Source organism: Mesorhizobium sp. WSM4989 (genome assembly GCF_029625795.1).
Lineage (GTDB): Bacteria > Pseudomonadota > Alphaproteobacteria > Rhizobiales > Rhizobiaceae > Mesorhizobium.
Window position 1 is genome coordinate 25,258 of the sequence record NZ_JARTVN010000007.1, and the last position, 11,358, is coordinate 36,615.

At 59.0% G+C, this 11,358-nt stretch carries 10 protein-coding genes and 1 riboswitch; of the genes, 3 read left to right on the top strand and 7 right to left on the bottom strand.

Annotation, left to right across the window (positions count from 1 at the left end; all coding sequences use genetic code 11):
* Positions 1–128: 128 nt before the first annotated feature.
* From P9217_RS29645 to P9217_RS29675, 7 genes are all read right to left on the bottom strand, one after another.
* On the bottom strand, positions 129–944 hold the full coding sequence (locus P9217_RS29645) for a hydroxymethylpyrimidine/phosphomethylpyrimidine kinase (RefSeq protein WP_063169417.1): 816 nt from the start codon (positions 942–944) through the stop codon (positions 129–131).
* Positions 935–1,540 carry a thiamine phosphate synthase gene (locus P9217_RS29650; RefSeq protein ID WP_063169416.1) on the bottom strand — a complete coding sequence of 202 codons (606 nt, stop codon included), beginning with the start codon at positions 1,538–1,540 and terminating at the stop codon, positions 935–937. Before P9217_RS29650 ends, P9217_RS29645 begins: the two co-directional genes overlap by 10 nt.
* Positions 1,537–2,310 (bottom strand): thiazole synthase, encoded by a 774-nt coding sequence (locus P9217_RS29655; RefSeq protein ID WP_024504259.1) that lies wholly within the window; start codon positions 2,308–2,310, stop codon positions 1,537–1,539. Before P9217_RS29655 ends, P9217_RS29650 begins: the two co-directional genes overlap by 4 nt.
* A gap of 1 nt (position 2,311) precedes the next feature.
* Entirely contained in the window at positions 2,312–2,509 is a 198-nt protein-coding gene (gene thiS / locus P9217_RS29660) for a sulfur carrier protein ThiS (RefSeq protein ID WP_024504260.1), read from the bottom strand.
* Positions 2,478–3,479 (bottom strand): glycine oxidase ThiO, encoded by a 1,002-nt coding sequence (thiO, locus tag P9217_RS29665; protein ID WP_063169415.1) that lies wholly within the window; start codon positions 3,477–3,479, stop codon positions 2,478–2,480. Before thiO ends, thiS begins: the two co-directional genes overlap by 32 nt.
* Positions 3,476–5,311, bottom strand: a complete 1,836-nt coding sequence (thiC, locus tag P9217_RS29670; RefSeq protein ID WP_063169414.1) for a phosphomethylpyrimidine synthase ThiC — start codon at positions 5,309–5,311, stop codon at positions 3,476–3,478. The genes thiO and thiC overlap by 4 nt, the downstream gene beginning before the upstream one ends.
* Before the next feature lie 103 nt (positions 5,312–5,414).
* A riboswitch (TPP riboswitch) is annotated at positions 5,415–5,531 on the bottom strand.
* A 317-nt stretch (positions 5,532–5,848) separates the two neighbouring features.
* Positions 5,849–6,112 (bottom strand): hypothetical protein, encoded by a 264-nt coding sequence (locus P9217_RS29675; RefSeq protein ID WP_082826710.1) that lies wholly within the window; start codon positions 6,110–6,112, stop codon positions 5,849–5,851.
* Positions 6,113–6,603: 491 nt separating this feature from the next.
* On the opposite strand from P9217_RS29675, the gene P9217_RS29680 reads away from it, so the two are divergent.
* Genes P9217_RS29680 through P9217_RS29690 form a run of 3 tightly spaced genes read left to right on the top strand, consistent with a single transcriptional unit; the run spans position 6,604 to position 11,062 of the window.
* A complete protein-coding gene (locus tag P9217_RS29680; protein WP_063169413.1) occupies positions 6,604–7,941 on the top strand; it encodes a metallophosphoesterase in 1,338 nt (445 codons plus the stop codon).
* 2 nt (positions 7,942–7,943) lie between these two features.
* On the top strand, positions 7,944–10,010 hold the full coding sequence (locus P9217_RS29685) for a hypothetical protein (RefSeq protein ID WP_063169412.1): 2,067 nt from the start codon (positions 7,944–7,946) through the stop codon (positions 10,008–10,010).
* On the top strand, positions 10,007–11,062 hold the full coding sequence (locus P9217_RS29690) for a hypothetical protein (RefSeq protein WP_063169411.1): 1,056 nt from the start codon (positions 10,007–10,009) through the stop codon (positions 11,060–11,062). The genes P9217_RS29685 and P9217_RS29690 overlap by 4 nt, the downstream gene beginning before the upstream one ends.
* The last annotated feature ends 296 nt before the right edge of the window (positions 11,063–11,358 follow it).

An 11,358-nucleotide genomic window follows, 5' to 3' on the forward strand; every position in this document is an offset into this window, starting at 1 on the left:
CTTTCGGCGGGTTCGTTTCAGTTCTAAGCCCGGCTTAATTCTGGACAACGACAGATAATTCTGGACGGCACAGTGGAACTCAACGCGTTGTAAGGATGGCATAGAGAAGCAGTAGCCCTCCAGTCTCGCTACTGGAAAAATTCTGGAAAATGGGTCTGCTTGGCTGGACGCAGAACGTTGTGATTATTCAGCCGGCATTTCTGAAGCTTCTCGAACACAAACAGCTTGCCTTCGCGCACGCTATCTTCGAGCGACTTCGCCTTCGCCAGATGCGCCGCAATCGCGCTGGCCAGCATGCAACCTGTTCCGCGCATCGATATAGCAAGGCGCGGCGTGTCGAAGTGGATGGGTTCATGATCGGAGCGTAACAGAATATCGGCCGATCGGGGACCCGACGCGTGCCCACCCTTGATCAGCAGGGCCTGAGGGCCGACGGCCTGCAGTCTTTGTCCTTGTTGGAGCGCACCGTCCTCATCCGAAGCCGGTTCGGAACCAGTAAGGAGCGCCAGTTCAGGAAGGTTGGGCGTGACAATGCAGCAAAGCGGCATCAAATCGCGCTTCATGGCAGCGATAGCGCCTGCTTCCAGAAGTGCGCGGCCTGAGGTGGAGGCCAGCACAGGGTCGAGTACTGCCGGCACTTGCGGAAATTTGCGCAGCACTGCGGCAACGGCAACAATGATCTTGGCAGTCGCCAGCATGCCGATCTTGATTGTGGCTACGTCGTTGGCCTGTAGCGCGGCACACATCTGATTGGCCACCATGCTGGGTGGCGAATGATGGATTTCGATCACGGCGTCGTGCGTTTGCACCGTTAGCGCTGTGACGGCGAGACAGGTGCGCACGCCAACGGCAGAGATCGTCTCGATGTCGCGTGCTATTCCAGCACCCCCGCTGGAATCTGATCCGCCAACGACAAGCACATGCGGTTCTCGTCTCATCGCCATCGGTCCGTCTTTTCGATCCATTCTCGCGTGCGCGCTTCGGGGTCGAAGCTCAACGTGATGTCCGTGACCACTGCGGCGCTGTTGGCGCCGGCCTCAAAGACGCCGTCGAGGCGGTCGGGGTTGAGGCCGCCGATGGCGACCAATGGGATCGGCGCCACCCGCCGCTTCCACTCGCTGATCCGCTCTAGCCCTTGCGGTGCCCACTTCATTTTCTTCAAAGTGGTGGGATAGATCGGACCGAGCGCGACATAGTCGGGCTCGGCAAACATGGCCGTTTCCAGCTCGACATGATCATGCGTGCTCAATCCGAGCCTGACGCCCGCTGCCCGTATCCTCGAGAGGTCGGCCGTTTGCAAATCCTCCTGGCCCAGATGCACGAAATCGCAGCCTTCCTCGATTGCCAGGCGCCAATAATCATTGATGATGAGCTGGCTTTTGTGTTGGACACACCAGGCCTTCGACTTGCGGATCTCCGCGCGCAGCCCGGTTTCATCCATGGTTTTGATGCGAAGCTGAATCAGCTTGACGCCGAGCGGCGCCAACCTTTCGATCCAGGCGGCGCTGTCGACGATCAGGTAGAAGGGATCGAGCTTCATGAAAAAACGGCCCTGCCGACCATCGGTGTCGATGGCACGGCGACGTCGCGCGGTTCGAGCATTCCCGAACTGAACGCCTCACGACCGGCGTCGACCGCCTTACCGAAAGCACGCGCCATGCCGACCGGATCTGCCGCCTTGGCGACCGCTGTGTTCAGGAGCACGGCGTCAAAGCCGAGTTCCATGACGGTGGCCGCGTGCGACGGCCGTCCGAGCCCCGCATCCACAATCAGCGGGACGCCAGGGAAATATCCGCGCATCGAGCGCAGCGCCGTCATGTTGACCGGTCCCAAGGCGGAACCGATCGGTGCGCACCACGGCATCAGGACCTTGCAGCCCGCTTCCAGCAGCCGCTCGGCGACAACGAGATCGTCGGTGGTATAGGGGAATACCGCAAAGCCGTCCTCGCACAGGATGCGGGCGGCTTCAACCAGACCGAACACATCCGGCTGTAGCGTGTCGTGATTGCCGATCACTTCGAGCTTGATCCAGTTGGTGCCGAAGACCTCGCGCGCCATTTTCGCGGTGGTGACGGCTTCCTTGACGGAGAGGCAGCCGGCGGTATTGGGCAGGGTTCTGGCGCCCAGCGAGCGGATCAACGACCAGAATTGTTCGCCGGCCCTACCGCCCGCCATCTCACGCCGCAACGAGACGGTCACCACCGACGTGCCCGATGCCTTGACTGCATCGGCAAGGATGGCCGGCGAAGGATACTGAGCCGTGCCGAGAAGCAGGCGCGACGAAAGCTCGGTTCCATAAAGCTCCAACATGCTAGCCGCCCTGCATGGGCGAGAGGATTTCGATCCGGTCGCCGTCGCTCAACTGGAACTCCGCGCGGTTGGCTTTGTGCACGAGGTCGCTGTTGACGGCGGTGGCGAGCCAATCGCCCTCATAGTCGAGCGCGGCAAGCAACTCGGCCAGCGTGGTGGCGGCAATCTCACGCGCCTCGCCGTTGACCATCAGTTTCATGAGCATGCTCCTTGGTTCTGTCTTGACTGAAAACCAGGTCGGCAGCCTGGCGCGCCATGGCGGGGGCGAGGAGAAAACCGTGACGATAAAGACCGTTGATCGCGATGATCTCACCGTCTGTTTCGACGCGTGGCAAATTGTCGGGAAATGCCGGACGGACACCCACACCGGTTTCAACGATCTCGGCCTCACCAAAGGCCGGATGGAGGGCATGGGCGGCGCCCAGCAGCTCCATCATGGAACGCGCCGTCACCGGTCCGGCGCTCTGGCTTTCAATCATCGTCGCTCCGATCATGAAACGGTGATCGGTGCGCGGCACGGCATAAAGCGGAAAGCGTGGATGAAGCAAACGGACCGGCCGCGACAGCGAGACATCAGGCGTGCGAAGGATCAGCATTTCGCCGCGAACACCGCGCAGCCTGTCATCGGCCGCTGCCATTCCCATGCAGTCTATCTGACGGGCGAATCCCGAAACAGGCCGGGCGTCGCAGCCGAAGTGGAATTTGACACCCATGGTCGCAAGCTTGTCATGAAGTGCCGCCATCGCCGGGCGTGGGTCGAGGTGAGCCTCGTCGGGGAAGAGCAATCCACGCCGGAAGCGGCCGGCGAGGTCGGGTTCCAGGAGCGCAATTTCGTTTTCATCGACGCGCCGATGCCCTGACGTGCGACTGGCGAACCGGTCAAGCTCACCGGCATCACGCGGCGCGGCCACGACCAATGTCCCGGCCCGTGTCACCTGACCCGACAGCACCGCATCCCACCAGTCGGCAGCATCGCGTCCGAGATCCAGCACCGGCTGCTCCGCGCTTTCGCGCTCGCACCATGGCGCCAGCATGCCGCCGGCGAACCACGACGCGTTGCCACCAAGGCCATGCCGCATCTCGGCGACGGTGACCGTCGCGCCGCGGGCGGCGAGTTCGAAAGCGACGGTGAGGCCGGCAACGCCGGCCCCTTTGACGAGCACCCTCATGATGGTTTGGGAGCCTCTGGCACGACCGGTACGCCAGTCTCGTCCGCCTGCATGTAGAGATCGCCGCCCTCCCGGTATTTTGCCGCCATTGCCGCCATGCCTTCCTTCTGGGCCTCGGCACGGATGTCGTGGGAAATGCGCATGGAGCAGAATTTCGGCCCGCACATCGAACAAAAATGTGCCAGCTTGTGCGCCTCCTTGGGCAAGGTCTGGTCGTGGAAGGACCGTGCGGTTTCGGGGTCGAGCGACAGGTTGAACTGGTCCTCCCAGCGGAACTCGAAGCGCGCGCGCGAAAGGGCATCATCCCTGGTTTTCGCTGCCGGATGGCCCTTCGCCAGATCGGCTGCATGGGCGGCTATCTTGTAGGTGATCACGCCAATCTTGACGTCGTTGCGGTCGGGAAGGCCGAGATGCTCTTTCGGCGTGACGTAGCAAAGCATTGCGGTGCCGAACCAGCCTATCATGGCGGCACCTATCCCTGAGGTGATGTGGTCATAGCCCGGCGCGATGTCGGTCGTCAGCGGCCCCAACGTGTAGAACGGCGCCTCACCGCACACTGCGAGCTGCTTGTCCATGTTCTGCTTGATCTTGTGCATGGGGACATGGCCCGGGCCTTCGATCATCACCTGGCAGTCCTTTGCCCAGGCAATCTTGGTGAGTTCTCCAAGTGTTTCCAGTTCGGCGAATTGCGCCGCGTCGTTCGCATCGGCGATTGAACCGGGACGAAGGCCGTCGCCGAGCGAGAAGGAGACGTCATAGGCTCTGGCGATGTCGCAGATCTCCTCGAAATGCTCGTAGAGGAAGCTCTCCCGGTGATGGTGCAGGCACCATTTGGCCATGATCGAGCCGCCGCGCGAGACGATGCCCGTGACCCGGTCGACGGTCAGCGGGATGTAGTGCAGCCGCACGCCGGCGTGGATGGTGAAATAGTCGACGCCTTGCTCGGCCTGCTCGATCAGCGTGTCGCGGTAGACCTCCCAGTTCAGATCCTCGGCGATGCCGTTGACCTTTTCCAGCGCCTGATAGAGCGGCACCGTACCGATCGGCACCGGCGCATTGCGCACGATCCAGTCGCGGATGTTGTGGATGTTGCGGCCGGTCGACAGGTCCATCACCGTGTCCGCGCCCCAGCGGATAGCCCAGACCATTTTTTCGACCTCTTCGGCCATCGACGATGTGACAGCCGAGTTACCGATGTTGGCGTTGATCTTGACCAGAAAATTGCGACCGATGATCATCGGCTCGCTCTCGGGATGATTGATGTTGGCGGGAATGATTGCGCGCCCGCGCGCCACCTCGTCGCGCACGAATTCGGGTGTGACGAAATCTGGGATCGCCGCGCCGAAGGCTTCGCCGTCGCGTTGCAGCTTGCCGCGCATCACCTCGCGGCCGAGATTCTCGCGGATGGCTACGAACTCCATTTCTGGCGTGATGATGCCGGCGCGCGCATAGGCAAGTTGGGTCACCGCCTTGCCCTGCTTGGCCTTGAGCGGCCGATTGCGTATCGGAAATTCCGGTGTCAGGCGCTCGCCGGTGGCGAATCCATTGTCTTCCGGCCGGACGTGGCGGCCGTCATAGGCTTCGACATCGCCACGCGCCGTGACCCATTCGTGGCGAAGCCGGGCAAGGCCTTTTTCGATGCTGGTTTCGACTGATGGATCGGTGTAGGGGCCGGACGGATCGTAGACGGTGACGGGCGGTTCGCCGGCCGTCGGATGGACGGAAATCTCGCGCATCGGCACCCTGATCTGCGGGTAGAGGACGCCGGGCTTGTGGATTTTCCGCGAGGCGGGCAGTGGTCCCGTCGATACGGCGGGGGTGAGGGCATTCATCGTGAGGCTCCTTTGCTCATGCATTGGAGACCCAGTTCTGTGCCGGAAGGATGAAAAGACGCTTCTGTAGACCTGCTGCAACAGGACCTCGGGCGTAAACTCCCGCAAAGCGCTTGCACCGTCCCTACGCCAGTATGAACTGGATCAGGTTCAACGGGTCACTGCGCCGCGAAAGCCAGCAGTATCTCAGCCCCTTGCCGGGACTCCCCTGGTGAATGCCTTAGGTTGAACGGGCTGACGCTATCTTGTCAAGCGCATTCGGGCGCCTTCGGCCGGTGGCGACGACCGGCGGCCAGCCGGGCGGAGAGCTCGCGCATGCATCGGGGACAAGTCACGCCCCGTAGACCGGGGCTGAATGGCCAAAGCCTCATTCGCTTCGTGAAGGATGGAGAAACTGTATTGGCCATGTGCGCGTATCGACCAAGTAGCTCAGGCGGTCACGGATGTGGTTATTCTGGTCGAAGGTGACGAACGGCCTTGGGGGTCACCTCCTTTAGGATTCAGAGGTTGGAAGACGGCTTCTCGCGATCACGGCCATCAGGAAATACCTGTCTTCGGCTCAACCTCGACATGGCGTCCGATCGACCGCAGATATACAGCTATCTCGTTCATGAGATGATCGCGTTCGCCGTAGATTTCAGCAATCCTACGCAGCTGTGGCTCGACGGCCCTCCGTTGCGCTGGCGTGAAATCAGCATCGCCAAAGACGTATCCCAAGTTGCCAATCGCGCAAATTTTGCAGCCGGCGTCCACAACTGCTTGTACGAATGCCGGAATGTCTTTTTCTTGCATGGTCTTCATGTCGAACCTCTCGTGAATGGCGTGCTTGCGCCCCAATCTGCCTTTTCAGCGTGTCCTCTGGGCGGCGCAAGCCCTGAGCGTGACTGTGCACGGGCAACCTCGACTATCCCATCTGCCACGCTCTTTAGAATCGGTGGGGTCTGGTGATCGCAGGCTGGGCCACTCAAAAGCCTGCAAGAAGAAAGTCATGGCGACCATTGCTCAAGATCGCAAGGGTGCGTGCAAGACCTTCCGTTGGCAGTCATGCACGCTCGCTCAGAGATAGTCCGGCCGCGGAAATTCTCCCTTATTCGTAAGAAAGCTCATTGAGCAACTGGGCATTGAGCAACTGGGTCTCACGTCACGGGTCTCGTGTGCTTCACAGCCGAAAAATAGCCGCCGTGGCAATTCTCGAAAAGTGCAGGCTACCTCGTTAAGGACACTGCGGATGATCGTTCGCGCTTGGCAAAAGCGAACGGATTAGTCTATGGCTCTCGGCAGGGGGGCGAGTTATGCGGCGGGTGCGAATCCTTCAAGTAGGCGATATTCACTATCCGGACTGGCATCCTTCCTCTAGCAACATCGATGCCAAGGATAGCAAGTTCGCTCCGAAAATAACGCAGAAGCTACGCGCGTCTTCGCTGCGTGCCGTCTTGACGAAACTTCGGCGGCTGACGACTTCGAAGCCCTTGGATTCGATCGCCTTCATGGGGGATTTCACGAGCCGTGGCGACAAGACCTTCATTGCTTCGGCATTCCAGCATTTCACGTTGCTCTGCCGCGCACAGGGACGCAGTTCAAAGGCGCTTCCGTTGATATTCGTACCGGGAAATCACGATGTGAACCGTGATGACGCGCGCGAACTTGGACCGACTGAGAAATTCAGCGAAATGGCGAGTTTAGCCGCCCGCTTGGGTTGGCAGACCGTTCCCGTGGACCAACCCGTGCACTTCAGACTTCCGACAGGATCCGCAGGCGCAAACTTCATCCTCGTCAACACAGCGATAGGCAGTTGGGAGCTTCAAAACCTTCCCGCGTTCCTTCGTGATCGTCTCGAGGCACTCAGTCCTTCTACAGAGCCTCTAGATCTCGGCTCGCCGGACATCTCGGGACATTCGCCCGCGACACCTCCCAGCGATCCAGACAAGGAGGCGTCCGACGACGAGTATTACGGTCAGATGGACACGCCATACATCTCGCGTGAGATGCTTGCAGGCCTACAGGAATTGCTCCAGCAGCCCGACATGCGTTACGGCATCATAATCGGCCATCACAATCTGCTGCCACAAAAGACTCCGCGCATTACGCCATACGCGGAGATGCTCAACAGCGGATTTGTCAGAACTCAGCTGCTGCAGGGCAACAAGCCTATCGTCTACCTGCATGGACACATACATGCTGATCCGGTCGAGATCGTCAACGATCCAAGGTTTCCGGACGGCAAATTGATCTGCATCTCAGCACCAGAGATACAGTCAGGTTTCAATGAGCTCGTCTTCTTCACGACCGATCAGGGAGAGCTCGTCGGCATCCGACTTATACCCTACCGCACCAATGTCGCCGACGGGACGGTCATGGAAGGCGAACATTGCTTTATTTCGACCATGTCCAACGGCAAGGCCTTTCTGAACAACGACACGTTTGACCTGCTGCGCCGACTGCGCGACCATGCCACCAGGCGCGGGAATGGGTTACTCTTCTGGGACGAGATCACTGAGATTGCTGCCTCCGCCGAGCTCGGGCTAGATCTGGAAGACTCTCTTCTGATGCTCCAAGCGGCGCGCTTCATCGAGATAGACGGCCTCACCAAGGCAAACTCGGCTTGGCGCATTAAGGTAAGGGACGAATAGCGATGGAGAATCCGTTCGGCCCCAACAGGATCGAGTACGAAAGCCGCCCGATACTGTGGTTCAGTCAGAAGTCGGCGTTGATTTCTGCCGCCGCCAAGCCGGTCTTCGTCGCAGGGACGAGAGGCAGCGGCAAGACCAGCATTCTTCGCTCGCTTTCCACAGTCCATATTCTTGAAGACAAAAGTCTCTCGGACCAAGTCGGCAAGCTCGCTTGGTATGGCGTCTTCTTCCAGCTCAATGAGACATTCTCGCCCCTAATCGACAACGCCGTTCTGAACCTCATTCCGGAGCGGATACGCTTCGACACGGCCGCCGTGATCCCGCGGCAATTCGTAATCTTCTCTCACTATCTGGAGCTGAAGATAGTCGAACGCCTGCTCGAGAGCATCGGCCAGCTCAGACGCGACGGCCACTTGAAATACCGGGCCTCCGAAGATAGGGACGTCGCCCTGGCACTGCATCGCGAAGTGCTGCACTTCATACCCCAACCTGCCCGTCTCGACTTCTTCAGCATCGATGAGCTGCGGGGTGGGATAACCCGGTACGTCGACGAATGCTTCAACGCGTTCTTCTTTGCCGCCGATGCCGGAGCGACCGGCTTCAGAGCAACAGACCCTGGCGCGATCATTAACAAGGTCGCGACCGCGATCACTCCACTTTTAAATGGCCCATCTTTCGCCGGTGACAGGGCGCCCTTCTTCAAGATACTGATTGACGACTGTGAAGCACTGACACCGCTCCAACAGCAGTTCCTGAACACCTTGGTGAGAAAGACGCGCGGCAACGTGAAATGGGTCCTCGCCTACATCGGCGGCCTCTACGACACGATCCGGACGATCATACCCGGCCAGTCGCTCTCGAATGCTGACCGGGACGTCGAGAATCTTGATTCAGTCGATCCGAGGGAGTTCGCCACGCTGTGCGAGAACGTGTCGTCGCTTCGGCTGTACTATGCGCTTCCTGACCATCTGCGGAGTGATCTCGAGCGCAACGATGCGCTCAGCGCGTTTTCGCTCAAAAACCGGCTGGGGCGGCTTTCCGTCAATGACATCATCGAGCGGGTTATCATATCGGGTCATTCCGAGGGCAGAGAAGAGCTTGTGGCACTTGCTGATGCAGCACGTGAATTCCTCTCCGTGAATTTGAGGACGGCGGATCAGCAGCAATTCCTTCTTGATCGAAAAGCGCGCCCTTATGCCGAAGGGCTGGCGCTCGCGCTCATGAACCCGGAAATTAAGCGCCGGCCCATGAGCAAGGCGGATGCTTCAAATCTGAAGAGGTCGATCGCCCGGAAACAGGGATGGGCTTTTCTGAAAGCGTGCCAGATGCTGCGTCTGCATGACTACCCGTACGTAGGGCACCAGATCATCACATCATTGAGCGACGTCTGTATACGCGATTTCCTTGATATAATGGGAGAGATCTTCCGCCGCAGTGTTCCGAGTTCCAGTGATCCACGAAAACTGGTGGAATTCATCAACTCGGATTTACAGATTCATCTCGAACAGCAGAGACAGGCTGTGAACGCCGCCTCTCAACGGAAGCTTGATGGACTTCAGGCGCTTTCACATCCGTACGAAGAAGAGAGCGTGCGCATGGTGCGGGCGTTGGGTTACCTGACCGCTCGCCTCCAGACAGAGTTTGCCGAAGAAAATGCTCTAGGAACGACAGAGAGAGGCATTTTCAGGGTTGATCTAAAGGAAATGCGCTCGCTGGTGAACCGACTGGAGCAACCCAGCGGAAAACTGGACGAGGTCCTGCGTCGGGCGGAAAGGGATGGGTTTATCCGGGAGGTCTCCGCCGCCGGCAACTTTGAGGTGGACCGCGCCGACCCCGCATCGAAGGAGATGATGATCAGATTGCATCGGCGATTTGCACCTTACTTCGGGTTCTCCTATCGCGGCCCGTACGAAATCAACACAATCCCTGCGGCGCGGATGGTCGACCTGCTTTTTACCAGGCATCGGCTCCCAGAAGACTGGGCCGACTCGGTGTTTAAGGAGCTCGTCGCGCGGCCCGCACTCAAGACCGAATTCCAGCACTCGCTTTTCGAGAGCGATCTCGAATGACCGCTTCAACTGTCGAGTATCGAGTCTTCGGCCATCTGGCCGTCACCGAGAAGGCGAGAGATGCAGGTACCTGCGAAACGATGGAGGCAGATATCGCGATCGTCGCGCTTGGATGGGAAACGCGTTTCGCCGCGTTCGAAAACCATCTTGACCTGAAGGTCGGCAAGATCGTGGTTCTGGACTTTGCTCTGAAGGAAGCGAACGTCCCAGCCGTCGAAGAAAACCGGCGAAAGCTCATCGCTATGGGTACCCGATGGGGCGTCGAAGTGACTGTGATCACCCTCGAGCCTTCCATCGAGTATCAGAAGAACATCAATCTCCTCGATCACCTGCTCACTCAGATGGCCGCTTCATGTGGCTCATACGAAGGAAGCCTGCGGAAGGTTTTCGTCGAGTGCTCGACGATGCCGCGAATCTACATCCAATGGCTGATTGCGGTGGCATTCAAGAAAATGTCGATTCAGTCTCTCGAATTCGGGTACGCCGAAGGTATCTACGGGAACGCGATCGGCAAAGAGGATTTTTCCAGCGGCTTGGACCGATACGTCACCGTCCCTCATCTTCAAGGCAGCGGAGGAATGGGCGAAGAGAAAGTCCTGCTCGTGGGGATCGGAGGAGATGCCGACGTATTCTACGGATTGATCGATATCGTCAGTCCGGAACGGATCTCGCTCCTCGTCCCAAGAAGCGACAAGAATGCGCATATCGATGCTTTGCTCGATCAACAGGTGGCCAAGGTACGTGAAACCCACCGGCTCGAAGATGGCGAAGTTCGCGACATCCAGGCTTTCGGGCTGATGGCCCACCTCGATGCTTTCGAGACGTATCTCGACGGGTTCGGCTCGCGTGCGGTGGTGAACGTTTTTGTCAGCGGCCCGAAGGTTCAGGCCATCGCTGCTGCCGTGCTCGCCTGCTCCGACAGCCGCGTCCATCTCAAGGCAAGAATTCCCACCTCCTATGCCCATCGTGAAGTCTCAGCGAATGGGCGGTATCATATCTATAGGCTGATTGACCTGACATCCCCTGCCTGCAGCCTTCCCGGGACGTTCTGACACTATCTTGCATTCGAGTAGCATCATGGTCCCAGTAGCCGTTCCGCCAAGCCTTCAGCGCATGTTCGTGTCGCCCGATCCGGTCGATGGGGGGCTAATTCCCACTTGGAAGCTGCTCTACATCAGATCAGGGGGGAATGCAGACTGGCAGAATTCCGTCTAATTAGCGACTAGCTAAAACATATACTCAGGCGAGACTGTTCAGCATAGAAATAGTGAGTCGGCCGTGAACTATCCGCAAGCCATTGATCTGGCCTGTTGATTGAGGCGGATAGCGGCTTTGGAATTGCAGGATT

What these genes read in the sequence shown, in the direction of transcription:
- P9217_RS29645 (WP_063169417.1), bottom strand. Translation starts at nt 944, where the DNA reads ATGGCGATGAGACGAGAACCGCATGTGCTTGTCGTTGGCGGATCAGAT.
- P9217_RS29650 (WP_063169416.1), bottom strand. Translation starts at nt 1,540, where the DNA reads ATGAAGCTCGATCCCTTCTACCTGATCGTCGACAGCGCCGCCTGGATC.
- P9217_RS29655 (WP_024504259.1), bottom strand. Translation starts at nt 2,310, where the DNA reads ATGTTGGAGCTTTATGGAACCGAGCTTTCGTCGCGCCTGCTTCTCGGC.
- thiS (WP_024504260.1), bottom strand. Translation starts at nt 2,509, where the DNA reads ATGAAACTGATGGTCAACGGCGAGGCGCGTGAGATTGCCGCCACCACG.
- thiO (WP_063169415.1), bottom strand. Translation starts at nt 3,479, where the DNA reads ATGAGGGTGCTCGTCAAAGGGGCCGGCGTTGCCGGCCTCACCGTCGCT.
- thiC (WP_063169414.1), bottom strand. Translation starts at nt 5,311, where the DNA reads ATGAATGCCCTCACCCCCGCCGTATCGACGGGACCACTGCCCGCCTCG.
- P9217_RS29675 (WP_082826710.1), bottom strand. Translation starts at nt 6,112, where the DNA reads ATGAAGACCATGCAAGAAAAAGACATTCCGGCATTCGTACAAGCAGTT.
- P9217_RS29680 (WP_063169413.1), top strand. Translation starts at nt 6,604, where the DNA reads ATGCGGCGGGTGCGAATCCTTCAAGTAGGCGATATTCACTATCCGGAC.
- P9217_RS29685 (WP_063169412.1), top strand. Translation starts at nt 7,944, where the DNA reads ATGGAGAATCCGTTCGGCCCCAACAGGATCGAGTACGAAAGCCGCCCG.
- P9217_RS29690 (WP_063169411.1), top strand. Translation starts at nt 10,007, where the DNA reads ATGACCGCTTCAACTGTCGAGTATCGAGTCTTCGGCCATCTGGCCGTC.